Raw genomic sequence first — 21,238 nt, 5'->3', positions numbered from 1 at the left:
GATTCCCCAGTAGCTCAGTTGGTTAGAGCGGTGGACTGTTAATCCATGTGTCGTTGGTTCGAATCCAACCTGGGGAGCCACTTTAAACGCCCAGTGCCAAGGTCACCACAAGCGCGCAAGCGCTTTTTTTATGCCTGCGATTCAGACCCAATCGACAATGAATGTGTGTTGCTAAACGACAGCGACAACAAAAGCCGCAATTGACGTACCCAGAATAGCCCCAGCAATGACATCACTAGGAAAGTGAACCCCTAAGGCAACGCGCGAAATGCCCACAAGCGTGGCCCAGCCATAGAAGAGCACGGCCCAGACTGGGAAGCTAGCAACCACAAGCGCCGCAAATAGAAATGCTGCGGTGGTATGGCCGGAAGGAAAAGAAAAGCGATCGGCAGGTTTAATCACGGGTTTAAACTTCCGTCGCAACCAAGGTCGATCCCGGCGCAACAGATTCTTTAAACCGATAAACAGCGGCACTTCAATCGCGAAGGCAATCAAAGCGCGTTGAATAAACAACATGCTGCCTTCAATCGCAGCAATCGCCGACAAGAGTGCAAATAAGGCGTAGTAAGGTCCATCACCACTGCGTGACAGCCAAAAAGCAAACCGGTTTTTTCTTAACGCCCGAGTTGCCTGGAAGACCCAGTCAAACGTACGTTCGTCAAGATCGCGAAGTCGCTGAAATATCGAAGCCAAGGCCCATCCTTATTCACTAATTGCCGCACCTACAGCGTGTGCAGATCGGCTATCTTACTTGAAAATCTTTAAACCTGCACCGAAATCCACGACCCCCTTATCCTACTCTCGGTATCAGCCTGAAAAAACCTACTATCTGTAAGTTGTTTCTCAGCGCCTAAACCTTGATAATAGCAGGTCGTTACCGCAATTCGGTGAACCGACACTAATCCGGATAGGAAGAATGACCGAAATCATCGTACTTTTAGTTGCTACCGTACTCGTCAATAACTTTGTATTGGTGCAATTTCTTGGTCTATGCCCATTCATGGGAGTCTCCAACAAACTCGAGACTGCCATTGGTATGTCGTTGGCGACCACGTTCGTATTGACCCTGGCATCTGTCAGCAGCTACTTGGTGAATCAGTATATTCTCCAGCCGCTTGAATTGATGTCGCTCCGCACCTTGAGTTTCATTTTAGTGATCGCGGTTGTCGTTCAGTTCACCGAAATGGTTGTGCATAAAACGAGTCCAACGTTATATCGCTTGCTCGGTATCTTTTTACCCCTGATCACCACCAACTGTGCGGTGCTCGGTGTCGCGTTATTAAACGTCAATGAACAACATAATTTCATTCAATCAATCGTCTATGGCTTCGGTGCTGCGGTAGGTTTTTCATTAGTTTTAGTTTTATTTGCCGCATTACGCGAACGCGTTGCCGCCGCGGACGTGCCTGCCCCGTTTAAAGGCGCCGCAATTGGTATGATTACCGCAGGTCTTATGTCGCTTGCCTTTATGGGCTTCGCCGGACTGGTGAGCGCCTCATGAGTTGGTTGTTTGGTATTCTGGCGTTAGCCGCACTAGCCATCATTGCCGGGCTTATTCTTGGTTTTGCTGCCATTCGGTTCCGGGTCGAAAGCGATCCAATTGTCGAACAAATCGATAGCTTGCTACCACAAACACAATGCGGTCAGTGCGGCTATCCGGGCTGCCGACCCTATGCTGAAGCGATCGCCAACGGTGATGAGCTCAATAAATGCCCACCCGGCGGTCAAGCGACCATCGATAAGCTTGCTGACTTACTTGGACGCGAAGCGAAACCTTTGGATGCGGCGCACGGCGAAGAAGATGTGAAGAAAGTCGCGGTGATTCGCGAAGACGAATGTATCGGTTGTACTAAGTGTATTCAGGCGTGCCCTGTAGACGCCATCATGGGCGCTGCCAGACAAATGCATACGGTCATCGCCGACGAATGTACCGGCTGTGATTTATGCGTTGAGCCCTGCCCAGTCGATTGTATTGATATGGTGCCAGTCGCAATTCAACCCGAGCGCTGGAAATGGGATCTCGAGCAGATTCCAGTCCAATACATCGACGGATCCGCTTCATCGCCAACGACTGAACAACAGGTTGAGACGCAGTGATAGAATTAACCACGACCAGTCCATTACATACATTCCCAGGTGGCATTCACCCCCCTGAGCGGAAAGCGCCGGCGAATTCAACGCCGACCAAACGTTTACCGCTTGCGGATAGGCTCTACGTTTCTCTGCGCCAGCACTCAGGGCTCATCGCTGAGCTGTGTGTCAGTGTCGGTGATCGGGTGACAAAGGGTCAGCCGCTGAGCAAACCGGGTGTCGACAATGGTTTACCCGTACATGCACCTACTTCAGGTGTCATCACAGCCATCACTGAGCATCCTCTCAACCACCCATCAGCCCTAACCGGACCGACGGTTTGCATTGAGGTCGACCATCTTGATGAATGGGGAGCGCGCGAACCATTGGGCGATTTATCAACGCTCTCGCGTCGCGAGATTCTCAATTATTTGCAAACGATGGGAATCGCCGGTTTGGGTGGCGCAGGCTTCCCTACCGCACGAAAAATTGCCGGTGCTCAGGGCATTGATGTACTGATTATTAACGGTGTTGAATGCGAACCTTACATTGCCGCAGATGACCGTCTCATGCGCGAACAATCCCAAGGGATTCTCCGTGGCAGCAAAATTCTGCAAGAATTGACTGCCGCCAAGCAAGTCGTAATCGCGATTGAAGACAACAAGCCTGAAGCCATCGCGGCGATGACAGCGGCATTATCGACAGACAACTCTGATTTCATCCTGCGGGTCATTCCAACGCGTTATCCTTCGGGTGGCGAGAAGCAATTGATTCAAATACTCACCGGCAAGCAAGTGCCAGCGAATCAGTTGCCGGCCGACATTGGCGTGTTGGTGCACAATGTTGGCACCGCGTTTGCGATTGCCAAAGCCGTCGATGCCGGCGAGCCCCTGTTGGAGCGCGTCGTAACCGTCACCGGTGAAACTGTTGCTGAACCTTGCACCGCTTGGGTACCTATCGGCACACCAGTGGGCCATGTGTTGCAATCCTGTGGTTTCAAGGCCGAGCCACAACAGCGCGTTATTATTGGCGGCCCGATGATGGGCTACACGATCCCATCGCTGGATGTGCCCGTTACCAAAACAACCAACTGTATACTCGCTCCTAGCGCCACGGAATTACGTCCTGCTGACGAAGAAATGGCCTGCATCCGTTGTGGTGCGTGTGAACAGGTTTGCCCTGCTTCGTTGTTACCGCAACAATTGCAATGGCTGGCAAAAGCAAAAGATTACGATGGTTTAAAACAACATCATTTGGCCGATTGTATTGAGTGCGGTGCTTGTGCCTATGTCTGCCCCAGCGAAATTCCTTTGGTTTACTACTATCGTCAAGCAAAAGCACAAATTCGTGAACAACTGATTGAACAGCAAAAATCAGAGATAGCACGGCAACGCTTCGAGGCCCGTCAAGCGCGTCTCGAACGTGAGAAGGAAGAGCGTCTAGAGAAGCATCGCAAGGCCGCTGAGGCACGCAAAGCCGCCCAAGCCGCACGTGCCGAGAGCAATGAAGAAGATCCGGTGCAGGCAGCGCTTGCTCGCGTTAAAGCCCGGAAAGCAGCGCAGGAAGAAAGCGCAAATGCGCCTGCTGTCGATGATAAGAAAGATCAAGTGGCGGCAGCTGTTGCGCGTGCCAAAGCACGCAAGGCGCAACGCGAAGCCGAGCAAAGTTCAGAAGCGGAAAGCGCAGCTGACGATAAGAAAGCCCAGGTCGCTGCTGCGGTCGCTCGTGCCAAAGCACGCAAAGCCGAACGCGAAGCAGCTGCTCAACAGGCAGAAAAAAATGGTGAGGACTCATGAGTTTTTTCATTGCACCATCGCCCCATCACCACCAAAAGCGAACGACAACGACCATCATGCGTCTCGTTTTATTGGCCATGGTTCCGGGTGTACTCGCGCAACTCTACTTTTTTGGATGGGGTATTTTCTGGCAGCTGATTATTGCCGGTAGCACAGCTGTTATTGCGGAAATGCTCTGCCTGTCTGCGCGCAATCGCTCACCGGTTCGTGGCATTCAGGACTATTCTGCACTGGTGACCGCAGCCTTATTAGCCGTCAGCATTCCACCGCTAGCGCCGTGGTGGGTGATTGTTATCGGTACCGTATTTGCCATTGTCGTGGTCAAACACCTCTTTGGCGGCATTGGCCACAACATCTTTAATCCGGCCATGGCCGCGTATGTCCTATTACTGATTTCATTTCCCGTCCAAATGACCAGTTGGCTACCACCGGTGACCTTGGCTGGCGATACAACAAGTTTTATTGAGTCGTTGCGCTTGATCGTATTCCAGTTCACCAGCGATGGTTACAGTGTCAATCAAGTCCGTGCTGTTGCAACCGGTCAACTTCTTGATGCCGTTGTGATGGCTACACCCTTGGATCAAATTAAAACCGACTTGGCGCAAGGCCTAACCTTGAGTGAAAGTTTACGCAACCCCATTTTCGGTGCGTTTGCAGGTCACGGCTGGCTCTGGGTCAACGTTGCTTACTTGTTCGGTGGACTTGTACTCCTTCAGCAGCGGGTCATTCAATGGCAAATTCCGGGCGCCTTATTAGGTACGCTTGCAGTAGCCACGATCATCGGCAGCATCGTTGCGCCAGACACCCTACCCGGCCTGAACATTCATTGGTTTAGCGGTGGCACCATGTTGGCTGCTTTCTTTATTGCCACCGATCCAGTTTCAGCAGCAACGTCGAATCGAGGCAAATTAATTTATGCCGCCTTAATTGGCTTGTTAATTTATCTGATTCGCAGTTTCGGCGGTTACCCCGACGCGATTGCTTTCGCTGTCTTGCTAGCCAATTTGTGTGTCCCTGTAATTGACCAATATACTCGTCCGCAGGCTTATGGCGACGTTCGAGGAGGCCAATAATATGCTCAAGAACATGCGTAAGAACGGACTAATTTTGGGTGCCTTTGCTATTTCCGCGACTGCCCTCATTGTCGCGACACAATTCCTCACCGCCGACCGCATTGCCACGCAAGAGCGAAACGAGTTGTTGCGGACGTTAAATGAACTTGTGCCGCCTGATCAACATGACAACGATCTCTTCAGTGACTGCACCATGGTGCAAGCAATTGATGTGCTAGGGCTTCGCGAGCAACCTGTCTATCGTTCACGTATGAACAACGAGCCTCATGCTTTGGTGTTACGAACAACAGCGCCTGACGGTTATAGCGGCGCCATTCACTTGCTTGTCGCGGTGAATATGCAGGCGCAGATTAAAGGCGTACGGGTATTACAGCATCGTGAGACACCTGGACTCGGTGACAAAATAGAAATTCAACGGGATAACTGGATTCTCTCCTTCAATGGCGAGCGTGTGCGCAGCGAAAACGACGCCCGTTGGCGTGTACGTCGAGACGGCGGCATGTTTGATCAGTTTACCGGTGCAACCATTACACCGAGAGCCGTGGTCGCTGCGGTGCAGCGCACAGCATGGTACGCACAGAACAATATGGACGCCCTTTTTGCCGCCCCCTCGAACTGTAGTGGCGAGCCTCTAGTGAGCGAGGAACAACCTTATGAGTACTGAGTATCAAACCTTAGCAAAAGACGGTTTGTGGGAAAATAACCCCGCACTGGTGCAATTGCTCGGCCTGTGTCCACTTCTCGCCGTAACTGGCACTGTCACCAATGCCCTGGGTTTGGGGATTGCGACCATGCTCGTGTTAGTCGGCTCGAATATCACTGTCTCCTTGGTGCGCAGTTGGGTACCGAATGAAATCCGTATTCCGGTATTCGTGATTGTCATTGCGACTTTTGTCACCTTGGTCGAACTGACCATGAATGCCTTTACCTATGGCCTGTTCATGGCGCTGGGTATCTTTATCCCGCTGATTGTAACCAATTGTGCCATTATCGGCCGCGCCGAAGCGTATGCGTCCAAAAACAACTGGTATCACTCCGCCTTTGACGGCTTGATGATGGGCATCGGCTTTACCTTGGTGCTCGTCGCGCTCGGCGCATTGCGTGAGATCCTTGGCCAAGGTACCCTATTTGCTGGTGCTGAATTACTCCTCGGCGAATGGGCACGGGATTTAAAAATCCAATTATTCTCGTTCGACTACCCCTTGTTACTGGCTATTTTACCGCCGGGTGCATTTTTAGGGATGGGTTTTCTGATTGCCGGTAAAAACTGGATTGACGGTCGCCGCAAAGCCAAGCTCGCCAAAGCGCCGATTGAGAAAGCTCAACGTGCGCGCGTAACGACAGTGAATTAAGTAGGTTATGAATCAACAAAAACGAATTGAAATACTCACCCGGCTGCGCGATAACAATCCGCACCCGACCACTGAACTGAATTTTAGTAATCCGTTCGAACTGCTGATTGCCGTTTTATTGTCGGCACAAGCCACCGACGTAGGCGTCAACAAAGCCACAGGGCCCTTGTTTGCCGTTGCCAATAACCCCGCAGATATGCTGGCATTGGGTGTTGATGGCGTTAAGGATTACATTAAAACAATAGGCTTATTTAATACCAAAGCCGAAAACGTGATTAAAACCTGCCGGATTTTAGTCGAACAACATGGCGGTGTCGTTCCTGAGAGCCGCGAAGCACTCGAAGCGCTCCCTGGCGTTGGCCGTAAAACCGCGAATGTCGTGCTCAATACCGCATTTGGTTGGCCGACGATTGCGGTCGACACCCATATTTACCGCGTGAGCAATCGCACTAAGTTTGCACCGGGAAAGACCGTTGACGCCGTCGAACAGCGACTGTTAAAGGTTGTTCCAGCAGAATTCAAAGTCGACGTGCATCACTGGCTCATTCTTCACGGTCGCTATACCTGTATTGCTCGCAAGCCGCGCTGTGGCTCCTGCTTAATTGAAGATCTTTGTGAGTATAAAGAGAAAACGGAAATTTGATGACTGAAAAACCTGAGATTAAAGATCGCTTTCGCGGCTATTTGCCAGTGGTCATTGACGTTGAAACGGCTGGCTTTAATCCGAAAACGGATGCGCTACTCGAGATCGCGGCGGTGATCGTTGACTTCAACGACGACGGCGAACTGGTGCCAGTCGCCACTCACCATGCCCATATCGAGCCGTTTGAAGGTAGCAATATTGAACAAGCGGCCATCGACTTTAATGGTATTGATCCGTTCAACCCCCTGCGCGGTGCTGTCTCCGAAGAAGAAGGCTTACGCGTGATCTTTAAAGCCATTCGCAAAGCGCAAAAAGCAGCCGGCTGCCAACGCTCAGTGCTCGTTGGTCACAACGCCAATTTCGACCACAGCTTCGTGATGGCCGCAGCCGAGCGGGCCAACCTAAAACGCAACCCGTTTCATCCGTTCGTCAGCTTTGACACTGCTTCCATGGCAGCACTCACACTCGGCCAAACCGTGCTTGTGAAAGCCTGTCACGCCGCTGGCATCGCTTTTGATGGCAAAGAAGCCCACAGCGCAGTGTATGACACCGAACGCACGGCCGAGCTATTCTGTTGGATGGTTAATCGTTATCAGAGTTTGGGTGGCTGGCCGCTAAAGAAATAATTTGTAAAGTGATTATGCATAAAAGCAAAACCCATCGAATTCGATGGGTTTTGCTATTTGATGCCTGATGCATTTCTTAAGTCGCGGTTTTTTCGTTCTTCATTGCTAGAACCACGACTAAATACAAGGTTATAAATATATTCAAACCCGGAATGAGCGATAAAGCACCAAATAACACGGGAGGCTTATTTCCAGCTTTAGCCAAGGCATAATTAATCACTGCCCAAAGCACATATAAAAATAACGTCGGAATGAGTAGTCCAGTGTTTATTTCCATAATAATCCCTTAAATTTTTAACCTCAGTATTGGATACCGCAGTATCGCCTTTTCCTCATGCCCTTACAAGCAATCACCTGGTACTCGTACCCAGCCATCCATCAGTACTCGTGCACTGCGGCTCATCAGGGCATGATGTAGTTTGCCCGTCGACATGCTTGAATGCGCCAAGATATCTACACCGATGAATATCTTCTAATCGCAGCTAATTTTAATTGTTATTTAACCGTTACTCCTTTCATATAACCGTTTTTTCCATTGACTAAAGTATACTTAAAAATCCCCTCAGTACATCGCTCGCACAGAAGAGCAGGTATCATTCTAAAGTCAACCATATCTATGGTTGATTTTAATCGTTCCCACGAGAACGGATCATGTTTTCGCTCGACCCCGTTAATTCGTTCGGTTTATCCCCGTGTGTACGGGGAACGGTAGCATCCAAGATAGTATCTCCGTCAGACTGACGGTTTATCCCCGTGTGTACGGGGAACGGTTGACCAGCTCGATTGCGTAGTATTTGTTAGGCGGTTTATCCCCGTGTGTACGGGGAACGGGAAGACTGTGGCTGCGAGGTCGTATGCCATTACGGTTTATCCCCGTGTGTACGGGGAACGGTGTCACCGTGAATATCACCGATAAAATAGATGCGGTTTATCCCCGTGTGTACGGGGAACGGATCAGAACCTGTTACTGTACCTGTGATATTCGCGGTTTATCCCCGTGTGTACGGGGAACGGGTACAGACAACGAAGCGACAGCGCTGTTACGACGGTTTATCCCCGTGTGTACGGGGAACGGGTCTTGAGCTTGAGTAGCTATTCAGTTTGATGCGGTTTATCCCCGTGTGTACGGGGAACGGGTCATTTTCGTTTCCCAACCGTTCCCGCTCTGCGGTTTATCCCCGTGTGTACGGGGAACGGGTCATTTTCGTTTCCCAACCGTTCCCGCTCTGCGGTTTATCCCCGTGTGTACGGGGAACGGTGTAGGTTGCTCAAATCGTCATTTAACGCCAACGGTTTATCCCCGTGTGTACGGGGAACGGACGCCCTGCCGGTAAATTACTAACCAAGCTATCGGTTTATCCCCGTGTGTACGGGGAACGGTTGTGTGTATCGGTCAGACCTGCGGCTTCCGGCGGTTTATCCCCGTGTGTACGGGGAACGGCATTCTTAATAGTCGTCATAACTCACCTCGCGCGGTTTATCCCCGTGTGTACGGGGAACGGTGAGTCCATTGGATTATCGGCAAATAAATGGGCGGTTTATCCCCGTGTGTACGGGGAACGGCACAGGCTTTCCAACTCCGCCACCTCATCAGACGGTTTATCCCCGTGTGTACGGGGAACGGGTAGGATTTGTGAAAATTCCGCGCAAGTTTTGCGGTTTATCCCCGTGTGTACGGGGAACGGAACACGAAATACCGTGTCTGCCCTGTCGCATACGGTTTATCCCCGTGTGTACGGGGAACGGTAATGCACCATCAATGGTTGTAAAAAATCTAACGGTTTATCCCCGTGTGTACGGGGAACGGGATACGGCTCATGGCGTCGTTGGCTTGCTCGACGGTTTATCCCCGTGTGTACGGGGAACGGAATTTCACACCAACCGTCTTTAAGCATCCGCGCGGTTTATCCCCGTGTGTACGGGGAACGGGCGATATTCGTAACCTCGCAGCACTGCCTCGACGGTTTATCCCCGTGTGTACGGGGAACGGGCTAATACTACAGCGCCATCAGAGTCAGCAAACGGTTTATCCCCGTGTGTACGGGGAACGGACAGATACGAGTCAAACGGTTTGGTCTGACAGCGGTTTATCCCCGTGTGTACGGGGAACGGTTCTCCTAGTGTGGTGAGAGCGATTGCTTCTGCGGTTTATCCCCGTGTGTACGGGGAACGGGAGTCGCGGTAGGCGCACTCGAATGTAGTCCACGGTTTATCCCCGTGTGTACGGGGAACGGTTGATCTTCGTCCATGCGCTCATAAAGTTCTTCGGTTTATCCCCGTGTGTACGGGGAACGGCCGCGCACCAATGCCGCCCTCGTTGAAGTAGGCGGTTTATCCCCGTGTGTACGGGGAACGGAGCGGCAATCACTTCGCCCGTGAATGTGCCTGCGGTTTATCCCCGTGTGTACGGGGAACGGGCCGCTTGAGTTATCATCTGTAGTTTCCAAGCCGGTTTATCCCCGTGTGTACGGGGAACGGTGACTTAATTCGTCGCAACTCCGCATTCTCGGCGGTTTATCCCCGTGTGTACGGGGAACGGCAGGTACAGGCTCGGTCAAGACAGGCTCAGTGCTGTTTATCCCCGTGTGTACGGGGAACGGGCTCTCGACAGCGCCGTCAGCCGTTGATTGCGCGGTTTATCCCCGTGTGTACGGGGAACGGAAACGTAGAGCACAGCAAGCATACTGCAGCAGCGGTTTATCCCCGTGTGTACGGGGAACGGAACAGATCCGTCGGTCAGCATGACCAGTCTAACGGTTTATCCCCGTGTGTACGGGGAACGGACTATCCGGATAACCCTAAATATTGGGAAATGCGGTTTATCCCCGTGTGTACGGGGAACGGGAACGGGTTGAAGATTCTGACCAACCAACGGACGGTTTATCCCCGTGTGTACGGGGAACGGCAGCGCTTCATGAGGCGGCGGACGGTATGTATCGGTTTATCCCCGTGTGTACGGGGAACGGCAATACCTGAGAAGCCACTCAGCGGAGTTGTTCGGTTTATCCCCGTGTGTACGGGGAACGGGAAGAAAACTACTTCACGTTGACGCCAGTTCGCGGTTTATCCCCGTGTGTACGGGGAACGGGTTGCGATCTAACCCCATATAGGCCGAGGCAGCGGTTTATCCCCGTGTGTACGGGGAACGGGGGTGATGGTGATTCTTGGTGCCGCGACATGCCGGTTTATCCCCGTGTGTACGGGGAACGGATCATGTGTTCAAGAAAGCGGCTATACTCTGGCGGTTTATCCCCGTGTGTACGGGGAACGGTTTGATCACCATTAACATCATCAAATCTTAATCGGTTTATCCCCGTGTGTACGGGGAACGGCAGAGTGTGTGTTACGCCAGCATTATCCTCACCGGTTTATCCCCGTGTGTACGGGGAACGGAATGGTGGATTGGCAAGAGTATTGTTGGAGAGCGGTTTATCCCCGTGTGTACGGGGAACGGATGTACTGAGGAAGATCGTTGGGCTGATAAACCGGTTTATCCCCGTGTGTACGGGGAACGGTCTAAAAATATAGCATTGATTTTTATAAGAAAAAACTCTCTTATAAATTCTACCAACTTTTTAAAGAGCAATAACCCTAGAATTCAACTTTTATCTGGTAAAAATGTAACTAGCCTTAAGCCGTCAAAATCGATTGGCTGCCGTCGATTTTCTCCGTAAGTTACAAAATCAAAGCCAGATTCATTATTTGTCGCCCAAGCCAAAACGACGTTTCCGTCCTCTGCCAAAGCTAGAACCTGTTGCCACAACATTTCGCGCACACGCTGACCGACGTCTCCAACATACACACCGGCCCTTACCTCTAACAGCCATACAGCCAAACGCCCGCGTAATCTTGGTGGTACTGCTTCTGTCACGATCATACACATACTCATTTAACTACTCCGATGACCATCATCTCCAATTGTTACTGGCTCTGGTAAGGCTGGTGGCTGTGCATCTGGGTATGGTTTGGGTGGAGTAATTTCTCCTGAGGCCAGTATTTCTTCTATTAACGGAATTAGGCGTTTTAGTGTTTTATCGGAACGGAATAAGTCTCGGCAAGCTAAGCGAATTTCTTTTTCCGGCGCGAATGGATTTTTTGCCGCTATACGAAAGGCTAAAGGAATAACGGTATCGAATTTTATTATATCTGCAATGTCATAAACAAAACTAAGTGGCTTCCCGGTATGTAGATAACCTATAGCAGGTGCATAACCTGCTGCCAGTATTGCTGCTTCGGTTATCCCATAAAGGCATGCTGTGGCTGCACTAATGCACTGGTTAGCAATATCTCCGGCTTCCCAGTCTTTGGGGTCATACTTGCGCCCCTTCCAATTTACCCCGTATTGTTTGGCAAGTAGCTGATAAGTTTGCCGTACTCGCGCGCCCTCAATTCCGCGAAGCTGATCTACACTGCGCCGCTGCGGGGCTTCTTCGCCAAAACGAAGTTCAAACATTTTACGCACTACTTTTAAGCGCAATTGTTCATCTAGTGCGAGTTTTGCTTGGTAAAGTAACTTGTCAGAACGAGCTCCTCCTGGCTGACCGGCGGAATAAAACCTCACTCCGCCAACACCAACCCACGTAATCAAAGTGCCTACTTCTGCTGCCAGTTTCATAGCCGCATGTGAAATTCTGGTGCCTGGCTCGAGCATTAAACAAGCAATAGAGCCAACCGGAATGTGCATTCGCTCACCGTTAACTTCATCGATAACAACAAAAGCACCATCTTTAACATCAATGCGTCCCATACCAATAAAGATCATTGAATTCCGTTCTTTCAACGGTATAGGTTTAAGTGGAATAAAAGCCATTAGTTACCGCCATCAATGTTTTGCAGCCCCGTGAAAGGTAACGCCTGTCGGCTTAATATTGTCATTTGCGAAATTGCCAGTGCATTTAATTGCTGCAAGCGTTCTCCTGCGGTAACTCCTTGTTGGATAAGATAGGCATTCATCGTTTCCAGATTAGCCAGGCACACCAACTGTTGAACATTGGCGTGATCGCGCATATTTCCTTTTGCACCTGGATTTTGCTCGCGCCACTGCCTAGCTGTAACGCCAAACAGCGCCACATTCAGTATATCAGCCTCATCAGCATAAACATGGCTGATTTGAGCTGGGGTTAAGGTGTCAGGGATCAGGTTTTGTTTAATAGCATCGGTATGAATAAGGTAATTTATCTTAGCCAGATTACGCCGGATATCCCAGCCAAGCTGCTGGAATTCTTGCTCTTTTAAGCGTTGAAACTCTTTAATTAAATACAGCTTAAATTCAACCGAGATCCAACTGGCAAATTCAAAAGCAATATCTTTTTGCGCATAGGTACCACCATAGCGGCCTGCTTTGGAAACAAACCCTATAGCACCTGTCTGCTCAATCCATTGTTTGGGCGTTAAGGTAAAACTGTTTAACCCAGCTTGCTTTTTAAAGTCATCGAATTCGATGACTTTAAAACCCGGATTATTCAGTTGCTCCCAAATCCCTAAAAACTCAATAGTATTGCGATTGCGCATCCAGTTACCGATAATAACTCCAGTCCTTTCTGCGTGCTTAAAACGTGCCATGTCGGTAATACAGATGTATTCGATTCCGTGTTGGGTAAAAGTAGTTATCTTCTGATCTAGTACCTCTATTTTTGATGCCATTGGTTATCCTCCGTGACTTAAAGTTATTACACCCGGCGCAGTAGCATCAGGCCGCAGCCGAAGGCTTTGGCCCGACCAATGCCCTGAGCAATTTGGCTTAATAACAGCTCAGGCTCGGTTACGGTGAATACGCCCTCATAATCAACAGTGCTGTAACTGATAACCGGCTGCTGCGCTTTTTTGCTGGTTTTGTGTTGGCTGTAAGTCATTACGCTAGGTTGCGTATCAAAACGAATACCCAAACGGGCGACCCGTTCATCTTTCAACAACCAGTTTAACGCTGCCTGCTCCATATGCTGCTGTATGATTAGCGGATCTTTAACACCCTCAGCCTGTGCACACTTTTTGGCATGCATCATAACGTCATGCCGCCGCCCTCTTTTGTCTGTATTCTCTGCGGTTTTGCTGGATACCGTAGGGTTGGCTCGTAACCGAAACGCCAATTTGTCACCTGCAGACAGCTTAGGAGCAAACAGCTTGGTTTCAACCTGAAATAATTCAGAGTTCAGTATGGGGGCGGTTTGCGATAGCACTAAATACTCCGGCATACCTTGTTGCCCGGACAAACCATTGGCCTGCTCTTCACGAAACAAAAAGTTTCGTTGCTGCTGCTCGGTGAAAAGTTGCCACAACAATTGGTGGCTGGCATAACTGCCCTTACGTTGAACGGCCAGCAGCGCATTATGTGCCGTGTTACCCGGTAAAAAGCGGACTCTGGAAAGATACATATTTAACGCTCCCTGCTTACCGTTAACTGGTGTTCAATCCGACTGGAGAATTGCCACTTGATCCGGTCACCTGGTTCATCCCATAACTGCCGACTTTGTACTGTAGCGCCAGAAACCTGCATGAGTTCAGAAGCACCCTGCCAGTAGTAAACACTCTGTCTTGGGTAGCGTAACCAAATGCTGTCCTGCTCAGTTGAGCCAAGCAAAGGTAAGACATCACTATCCAAGGCCTGCTGTAAGCAATCGGCATCTAAAACCCTGGGGTTTAATGGTGCCGCCAATGGGCAAGACTTTCGGCCCAAATACAGCGTAAAACGCGGTTTTAACAGTGCATCTGCTAGCTCAGGCAGCGTCACTGTCGCGGAATCCGTTAACCAAATGGCTACTAACCAAACACCATCATCCCTGTAATCACGGCTTGATAACACGGTATTTAGTTTATAACCTGGTGCGGCCAGCTCGCTTTTTCTATGCCGGTGTACCCGCTTCTTATCTGTCGATGGCACTTGCACTGTATGATAATCGCGCACTAAAACACCTGCGCTATATTCTTTTACCGCGAACTGCATTGATTGATACAGCTCATTTAGCTTTGCTTGCTCGGTACGTTTAATACCAAGTGCTGCGGCCAATAAACCCAGTATCGCAGAGCGGCCAGGGTGTGTTGCCGAGGGACGATCGCCCCCCACAGCGGCCTCGCCCCAACTGGCCATAGCACCATACAACCGAAAAACCAGATATTGCATATCGCCTCCTCATTAATCAGCAATAAAGGCGACTAATTCATTAAAACTGCCCTCACCGGTAACCGCATTAAGTTCTGCGCGACTATCAGCGCAAGGGCCATATACCTGATCAAAAATAGCTGCTTGACGCTGTAACTTATTGATCGCTTCAGAGGCCTGATCATCGCCAAAAACTGGCTTTAAAAACGCCACTGATAATGAACGAGGTTGTTGGTTACCTTTTTCCAACATCACATAACTAGCATAAGCACGAGAGGCAAAAGAGTTCTGCTTACCTTTGGGCGATACTTTTACTGCCGCTTCTGTTAACGCCGCGATGGCTTTATTTGCCAGTTCAATATCACCAGCCAGATTCTCAACCAACAGCTCTTTGTCGATGCAGATATAGCTGTAAAACAACGCAGCGGCGAATCCTGATTCGCCAATGTGTGATGCTCCACGATCTTCGAGGCCATCATTTAAATCGTCTACAGCAGTAAAGTAATCATCTTCCACCGCAACACTGTGGACACTAATGGCATGTGCCACCTGACAAGCGGCTTCAATGTTAAACTCAGGGCTAGATGCCAGCATACGGCCAAACATGGCAATATCCACTGCTGTTGTCGTATTGGTGAGCAAAGCCAATTCTTCATTGGATGGCGCTCGGTCTTCTGCAACCAATGTATCCAGCAAGTCAAAAGCAGCTTGCTGTTCAGTTGGGCTAATATGTGCCAATTGCTCGATTTCAACCGAGCCCTTTTTTAACTTACCGAACTGGCTAGCAATAGCCGATGCCCACTCAATCGCTTTTTTGTCACTAACCCCTTTTGCTTCTAACTGAAGGCGTAATTGCTCACCAAAACGTTTGCTACGTGTACCAATATGGCCGGCCAATGCCTGCTCAAATAAATCAGAGCAGCGCCAGTTACGTTTTAAACTTTGCGAACTCACCCGCAACCGCTCAGAGCCTCCCATACGAGCAGTTTTTGGCCGTCCCAAGTCATCGCGGTTTAAATTAGACGGCGCATAAGAAGTTAGTAAATGCATTTGAATAAATTTGCTCATGATATTTTCCTTAATTCATTATCAATTTGAGTTTTAAACTTTTTTCGGTTGTTGACTGTAGTAATCCAGTGCCCAGCGTACAGCAACGCGTTTATCTGCCCGGCGTGGTTGCTGTGAATAATGCTCGTCAAACCAGTCAAGAATGTCCTGAGTCAGCATTTTGAGGTTGGCTTTACCACCCAACTGTTTAACCAGGCGATGTAAACGCCGGAAAAAATCCTGGCTACTACGGGCACCTTGTAGCTGCTGCAAACGTAATTCACTCACAACCGCTTTATCTGTTTTGCTATCCCACTGGCCGAGGCTGCTGCCAAAACTACAACTTTGTGTTTCGGTAATATGGGCCAGCACAGCCGCTACCGTAGCCCAGGCTTCAATACTGTATGCCCGGTGCTGTCGCACACTTTCAGGTAGTGCCAGCCATAACACTCTGAAGCCTTCTGTCAGCATGGCTGCATCAGCACTATTACAGCGTCGAAGCTCCGCTCGATAGCGACTTGGCGCTTTCATGCCTTTTACTTGTTCAGTAGGCAAAGCCATTTGCTGCCACCAGTATTCGGCCTGCTGCACTGCCTGGCGCGTTAGGTCACGTTGTTGCTCATTCATGCTAAAGCCTCCTGCTCGGTATCAACGGCGGTAGGAATGTGATAAAACTGCTTGTAACTTTTTACTGCTTTGCCATTGGCAAACCAGCCTGTTAAGGCGCGACGGGATTGAATAAAACGCGCCATATGTTTATGGCTGTCATTACCTGACAACACCAATTCATCAAATATATCGGTTGCCGTATGCTTAAGCGCTAACAACCAACGTAATGCTGCTTCCGGCGGTAACGGCTCGCCACTGTTATCGTCAGCCAGCATAGTGGCTATAGTGTGATAAAACGCCTGCTCTGTGCGCTGCCAAAACTGCAGATCAATAAACGATGTATCGCCTTTTACATCACTAGGGTGACTAAACCAGGCTGATTTAATTTGAGTACGACATTGCCATAAAGCCTCGGCAGCAAATTGCTGCACTATTTTTATATGCTTTAGCAGGGTTTCGCGCTGATTAGTGGTTAAGTTAAATAATGGCAACTCGCTTGAATACCAACCACGGGCTTTCATATTGTCCATATCATAGCCAAAGGCCCACAGCCGCTGATATTCACCTTTGCGGCGTCCGCTAATTAGCCTCGACCTACCCAAGTTATAAATACTGACAACTTTTGCAGGTATATTGCCTTCCTCCTCATCCAGCATCGTCAGTGCTTGCCAGTGTTTATAACTTACGCCACCTGGCTGGCCTTTAGTCGATAAATTATCTTCATCAGGCTTTTTCGGGTTAATTCGATAATGGGTGAGCGGATGCCACCAACTGCCACTGTAGTTGTAGCCATAGTTTTGTGTACGGTAACTGCTAACAAACTGCTGGCAATGCGAGCCATTTAAATCACATACTGCATCGCCCTGTTGTACCTCCAACCTTATCCGCCTTGGCATAGCCCAGTACATATGCAACGGGTGTACATCTTTGGCATAAACTTCAGTGCCTTTTTGCTTACTCTCTTTAGTGGGCCCAAGCCACGGAAAAACGGCAGTGCTGTGTAAATCCGGCTCGTTATAAGAAAACTGTTCGCGGCTTAACACGTTTAGCCATAGCTTTTGCCATAAAGACGCTGTGGCATCATGTGGCAACACCAAGGTGGTAAGCGGCCCGCCGCCGCGCAAGCCGGTGCGATGCCCTTGCCCACCTGATGGCGCATTAATTTGCAAGGTAAAGAGCGCTATCGCTGCCATAGGTAATGATATCTGGTTATACAGACCTCGCTTTACGAAATGATCAGTATTCAACTTTAGGGTATTGCCGCCCGGTGCCTCTATTAGCAGCCCAGCTATTGGGCCTGCTTCGGCTTGCTCCAGCGCATCGTAGTCCTGCATAAAACGCGCTGCTTTAGCATTGTCAGAAATCAATTCAAAAGCGTGACGCCCTTTTTCCAGCGCACTGGTCAGTAATGGTAAATCTGGAGCCTGTTGATAGCTTAAAAGCCATTGCTCTTCATTTTGCGGAGCAAACAAGGTTTGCATTACACCAATAGCAAACTGATAAGCCGCGCCTTGAAAGTCTGCTCTTGGAAAAGCAAAGTCGGCAATATTAGTATCGGTCAGTTGGTTAAAGCAGATAATCTGCTGCTCGCCGTTGTGCGAACGCACCGGTATCCACGGATCAAAAAGTAAGTTCATCCATCCTCCTGATGAAAGGTGTGACGGTATTAACGCCACACCTTATATTGGTTAAACAGACTTACGGATTTTTATAGGCCATGCCTTTAATCCATATTTTCTGGCGTCTAACAACTGACCAGACTTGTCTTTTCTATAGCGCCTAAAAATAACTATGTAATCATCAACATCTGATTTCAGCATTTTATTGCCCTCAAAAGATGATAGAGGACTCTGACTAGGCCATATTGCAAGCCATACCTAAACCAAGTAGTATCAACGGTTCGACTCGTGAGCGTTCTTGGGGGGAAGCTGCCTCATTTACGCTCCACCTCCTAGGCACCGAGCCACTATACGCCCAAAAAACAAGCAAATCAACAAATAAATAAGCATTGATGCAAAGCATCATTAATATTCTGTCTTATTGAAAACATCTGTTAGTCAGCGTATCCTTGTCGCTTCTCTGCCGCGCAGAGATAAACCGCATTGATGCAATGCATCGTGTTAAACATGAAAGATGTTCCCCGCCTATGCGGGGTTTTCTTTAGGGCTGAAACCTATCTGAGTGGAATACTCAAAGTTTAAGTCATCTTCAGCCAACCAAAAGCGGGTAAATTTTGCCTGACGATATTGCTGTTTAAATTGCTCAGCTTGCGCCGGGTACTGTGCAGCAAAATCAATTAACTTATCTGCATGATGTTTTGGTAGTTTTAGTTTGCTTAGCGCCAATGCGTAGGCCTGCCCATCTGCCCATAGCACGATTTGCCCAGCAGCGTTACGTTTTAACAGTACAACTTCTACTGTTTCCATATCGCTGTAACGGGTACTAATATCGGTTTCATCTTCGTACCACTTTACGGCGCTGTCTGCACAGTAACCTTGAGACCAATCAATTGTTTGCTGCATGGCCTTGTTAGTTTTTCGCTGAATTTCACCATGATGCATCAGCTCGTCTTGCCACAACGCTTCTGGGATCTCTTTGCTGGCATGTTCGCCGTACACGGACTCAATCAGCAACCTGGCATCTTCCGGCATTCGTATGGCTTGTTGTCGGGTTAACACCCGGAGTCCCAGCCATAATTTACCTGCTGAACGATACACTAGCTGGGTATTGCGAAACTGCGCCGATAGCCAGTCTGCTTTGGGTGCGTCAGTAAATTCCGGGCAATGCACAAAGAGCAGTGGTTCTGGCCTTTGGTCTTTTATACCAGCCTTGTAACAGCCATTCACATCACGGGTATGACGATGCAAACGACCTGCCCGCTGAATTAAGTCATCAATCGCACATAAATCAGAAATCATTAAATCTGCATCGGCATCGAGGCTTTCCTGAAATACCTGGGTTGAGATCACTACCTTGCCTTTACGTTCTGCTGCGGCTGATTGCTTGCCTAAAGTGCACAGCACTTGTTGTTCAATGCGCTGCCGGTCTATTAGTGCAAAACGGCTATGAAACAATAAGCACTTCGCAGGGTTCGGTATTGCAGCTGAGACTAATTTGTAAGCGGCCAAAGCATCAGCAACCGAATTACATATCCACACCACCGACTGCCCTTTTGCTACCGCAGCAACTATTGTGGCAACACAATCGGAGGTTGCATGCAAAAAAGCGACATTCAGTGTACGACATACATCTGGGCGGGAGGCTAAAGCAACCTGGTGTAAACCTGCGCTGCTAACTTGGCTTGCGAGTGGAAAAGCATTGTTATACTCACAATTAGTTGGCTGGCCTAGAACCTCTAGCCAGCGTGTAACCAGCTGTTGTCGCTGTTGTTGTGCCAACGTTGCGGTTAATAAAATCACGCTACCGCCCTGTCTGGCATGGTGCTGCAATAAATCCTCTAATAGCACCAACATATATTCATCAGCTGCATGTACTTCATCAAAAATTAGCACCTTACGATGCAAGCCAACCATTCGTAATGCCTGATGCCGCCTTGGTAAGACAGCCAATAAAGCCTGATCTAAAGTGCCCACACCAACTGGTGCCAGTAAGGCTTTCTTCCGCGAATCAGCAAACCATTCATTACATACTACGGTAGCTGTTTGCTCATCCGGCTGATAGCTGGCATCTGCTGATCTATTTGGTAAAAGAATATCCCTGAAACTTTGCTCCATATCACGGGCACCGTGCGCCAGCACTATGCTAGGTGCATCTTGCTGATACATCTGCTGGTAGTGTGAAGTTACCCGCTTAAACATCGCATTCGACGTTGCCATTGAAGGTAAACCAAAATAAAAACCATCAGCCTCGCCTGCTGCCATAATCCGCTGAGTCAGCGTTAAAGCTGCCTCCGTTTTACCCGAGCCGGTTATATCTTCCAGAATAAACAGCTGCGGCCCCTCAGCAATTGGCACTGTGGCTGCCCACTGCTGTAATGGCGTGGGCTTAAAACCAAACTGCGGCTGAAACCCAGCAAAAGGTTGCACGTAAAAGACTTTAAATAAATCGGTTGCAGCAATGGCCTTCTCTGCCCGATTCAAAGCATCTGGCCAATATTCAGCTAGACTTAAAAAATCTGTTTTATAAGGGAAATATCGGGTATCTGAGCCCAACCAATCAGCCAAAATTGCAACACCAGCTAGGTGCCAACTTATTTGACGAAAACAACGCTGTACGTCTGCGGTAAAGAAACTGGCTGGCCACTCTGGCTGGAATAAGTTCGCAGCATCTTCAATAAAGCTTTTGGTATGCCGAATATTGGCTTCAACCAAATGGTCTTCCAGTTCAGTTAAGCGACCGGGGCGGATAGGTTTTCCATGATGTCCCCAAGTGGTATCCAATAATGTACAAAGTGTTTTCTCTAAGATATCGGATGGAAGTGATTGTTTTGTTATGAATGGCAAGTCTAAACCTTCGTCTAAAGCTAGTTGCCACAGTACCCAACCCAACATATCGTGTCTCGCTTTCGCACCATCATAAGGCTTGCGCACTTTAAACTGATGCAAAGCCTTGGTATCAAACAGCTTTAATGCCTGAAAAGCACCGCTAAACTTTCCCAAATCATGCAATGCCAAAGCGAATGTAAATATGTGTTGTAGTTGCTTGGGAGTAAGCTCAAGAAATGAGGACAACTCTTGACATGATTTATTGTTAGGGTTCAGCAAACTCCATCCAACGGCTGCCACATCCAAACTATGGTAAGCCAGTAAATGGTAATCTGGACCGTCTGACTTGGAGTCTTTTTTGGCTTTACCCCAGTAGCCAAAGTAACTCAAGTCACCTTGTAAATTGTTCATGTTATTTCCATTCCACAAGTCCCTCGCTCACACTCCACCCTACACCAGTTCAAAAACTGTTCAACCCCTG

Annotated in this window: 19 protein-coding genes, 1 tRNA gene and 1 CRISPR repeat array; of the genes, 9 read left to right on the top strand and 11 right to left on the bottom strand. The window is 49.1% G+C overall.

Annotation, left to right across the window (positions count from 1 at the left end):
- Positions 1 to 3 precede the first annotated feature (3 nt).
- Positions 4 to 80: transfer RNA gene (locus LAT77_RS06485), tRNA-Asn, on the top strand.
- 91 nt (positions 81 to 171) lie between these two features.
- Here the strand turns inward: LAT77_RS06485 and LAT77_RS06480 are convergent.
- Complete coding sequence (locus LAT77_RS06480) at positions 172 to 693, bottom strand: phosphatase PAP2 family protein (protein ID WP_290563747.1); 522 nt, start codon at positions 691 to 693, stop codon at positions 172 to 174.
- 223 nt (positions 694 to 916) lie between these two features.
- Here LAT77_RS06480 and rsxA point away from each other — a divergent pair, with 223 nt between their 5' ends.
- From rsxA to rnt, 8 genes are read left to right on the top strand one after another with little or no spacing between them, the layout of a single operon-like run.
- The gene (gene rsxA / locus LAT77_RS06475) at positions 917 to 1,501 is read left to right on the top strand and encodes an electron transport complex subunit RsxA (RefSeq protein WP_290563746.1); all 585 of its coding nucleotides are present in this window, start codon (positions 917 to 919) and stop codon (positions 1,499 to 1,501) included.
- Positions 1,498 to 2,097, top strand: a complete 600-nt coding sequence (gene rsxB / locus LAT77_RS06470) for an electron transport complex subunit RsxB (RefSeq protein ID WP_290563745.1) — start codon at positions 1,498 to 1,500, stop codon at positions 2,095 to 2,097. Before rsxA ends, rsxB begins: the two co-directional genes overlap by 4 nt.
- Positions 2,094 to 3,866, top strand: coding sequence for an electron transport complex subunit RsxC (rsxC, locus tag LAT77_RS06465; RefSeq protein ID WP_290563744.1), 1,773 nt, complete (start codon positions 2,094 to 2,096; stop codon positions 3,864 to 3,866). Before rsxB ends, rsxC begins: the two co-directional genes overlap by 4 nt.
- Complete coding sequence (gene rsxD / locus LAT77_RS06460) at positions 3,863 to 4,939, top strand: electron transport complex subunit RsxD (protein ID WP_290563743.1); 1,077 nt, start codon at positions 3,863 to 3,865, stop codon at positions 4,937 to 4,939. The genes rsxC and rsxD overlap by 4 nt, the downstream gene beginning before the upstream one ends.
- Before the next feature lies 1 nt (position 4,940).
- A complete protein-coding gene (gene rsxG / locus LAT77_RS06455) occupies positions 4,941 to 5,603 on the top strand; it encodes an electron transport complex subunit RsxG (RefSeq protein ID WP_290563742.1) in 663 nt (220 codons plus the stop codon).
- Entirely contained in the window at positions 5,593 to 6,291 is a 699-nt protein-coding gene (locus tag LAT77_RS06450) for an electron transport complex subunit E (protein ID WP_290563741.1), read from the top strand. The genes rsxG and LAT77_RS06450 overlap by 11 nt, the downstream gene beginning before the upstream one ends.
- A 7-nt stretch (positions 6,292 to 6,298) precedes the next feature.
- Positions 6,299 to 6,934: an endonuclease III gene (gene nth, locus LAT77_RS06445; protein WP_290563740.1), complete on the top strand. Its 636-nt coding sequence runs from the start codon at positions 6,299 to 6,301 to the stop codon at positions 6,932 to 6,934.
- A complete protein-coding gene (rnt, locus tag LAT77_RS06440) occupies positions 6,934 to 7,560 on the top strand; it encodes a ribonuclease T (protein ID WP_290563739.1) in 627 nt (208 codons plus the stop codon). The genes nth and rnt overlap by 1 nt, the downstream gene beginning before the upstream one ends.
- A gap of 76 nt (positions 7,561 to 7,636) precedes the next feature.
- Here rnt and LAT77_RS06435 read toward each other — a convergent pair whose 3' ends face one another.
- The 10 genes from LAT77_RS06435 to cas3 form a co-directional block, all read right to left on the bottom strand.
- A complete protein-coding gene (locus tag LAT77_RS06435; protein WP_290563738.1) occupies positions 7,637 to 7,837 on the bottom strand; it encodes a hypothetical protein in 201 nt (66 codons plus the stop codon).
- A 403-nt stretch (positions 7,838 to 8,240) separates the two neighbouring features.
- Positions 8,241 to 11,075: direct repeats of the CRISPR family, unit length 27 nt; unit sequence GTTTATCCCCGTGTGTACGGGGAACGG.
- Between the two features lie 83 nt (positions 11,076 to 11,158).
- Positions 11,159 to 11,437 carry a type I-E CRISPR-associated endoribonuclease Cas2e gene (gene cas2e, locus LAT77_RS06430; protein ID WP_367118135.1) on the bottom strand — a complete coding sequence of 93 codons (279 nt, stop codon included), beginning with the start codon at positions 11,435 to 11,437 and terminating at the stop codon, positions 11,159 to 11,161.
- A 12-nt stretch (positions 11,438 to 11,449) separates the two neighbouring features.
- A complete protein-coding gene (gene cas1e / locus LAT77_RS06425) occupies positions 11,450 to 12,370 on the bottom strand; it encodes a type I-E CRISPR-associated endonuclease Cas1e (RefSeq protein WP_290563736.1) in 921 nt (306 codons plus the stop codon).
- Entirely contained in the window at positions 12,370 to 13,203 is an 834-nt protein-coding gene (locus tag LAT77_RS06420; RefSeq protein WP_290563735.1) for a KilA-N domain-containing protein, read from the bottom strand. Before LAT77_RS06420 ends, cas1e begins: the two co-directional genes overlap by 1 nt.
- Before the next feature lie 26 nt (positions 13,204 to 13,229).
- On the bottom strand, positions 13,230 to 13,931 hold the full coding sequence (cas6e, locus tag LAT77_RS06415; protein ID WP_290563734.1) for a type I-E CRISPR-associated protein Cas6/Cse3/CasE: 702 nt from the start codon (positions 13,929 to 13,931) through the stop codon (positions 13,230 to 13,232).
- Positions 13,932 to 13,933: 2 nt separating this feature from the next.
- Positions 13,934 to 14,677 (bottom strand): type I-E CRISPR-associated protein Cas5/CasD, encoded by a 744-nt coding sequence (gene cas5e, locus LAT77_RS06410; RefSeq protein ID WP_290563733.1) that lies wholly within the window; start codon positions 14,675 to 14,677, stop codon positions 13,934 to 13,936.
- Positions 14,678 to 14,689: 12 nt separating this feature from the next.
- Positions 14,690 to 15,724, bottom strand: coding sequence for a type I-E CRISPR-associated protein Cas7/Cse4/CasC (gene cas7e / locus LAT77_RS06405; RefSeq protein WP_290563732.1), 1,035 nt, complete (start codon positions 15,722 to 15,724; stop codon positions 14,690 to 14,692).
- A 33-nt stretch (positions 15,725 to 15,757) separates the two neighbouring features.
- Positions 15,758 to 16,330 (bottom strand): type I-E CRISPR-associated protein Cse2/CasB, encoded by a 573-nt coding sequence (gene casB, locus LAT77_RS06400; protein WP_290563731.1) that lies wholly within the window; start codon positions 16,328 to 16,330, stop codon positions 15,758 to 15,760.
- Positions 16,327 to 17,949, bottom strand: coding sequence for a type I-E CRISPR-associated protein Cse1/CasA (gene casA / locus LAT77_RS06395; protein ID WP_290563730.1), 1,623 nt, complete (start codon positions 17,947 to 17,949; stop codon positions 16,327 to 16,329). The genes casB and casA overlap by 4 nt, the downstream gene beginning before the upstream one ends.
- Positions 17,950 to 18,456: 507 nt before the next feature.
- A complete protein-coding gene (cas3, locus tag LAT77_RS06390; RefSeq protein WP_290563729.1) occupies positions 18,457 to 21,147 on the bottom strand; it encodes a CRISPR-associated helicase Cas3' in 2,691 nt (896 codons plus the stop codon).
- Positions 21,148 to 21,238: the final 91 nt, after the last annotated feature.

The organism is Aliidiomarina sp. (assembly GCF_022565475.1).
In the GTDB taxonomy this organism is placed as follows: domain Bacteria; phylum Pseudomonadota; class Gammaproteobacteria; order Enterobacterales; family Alteromonadaceae; genus Aliidiomarina.
This window is presented reverse-complemented; position numbering and strand designations above follow the sequence as displayed.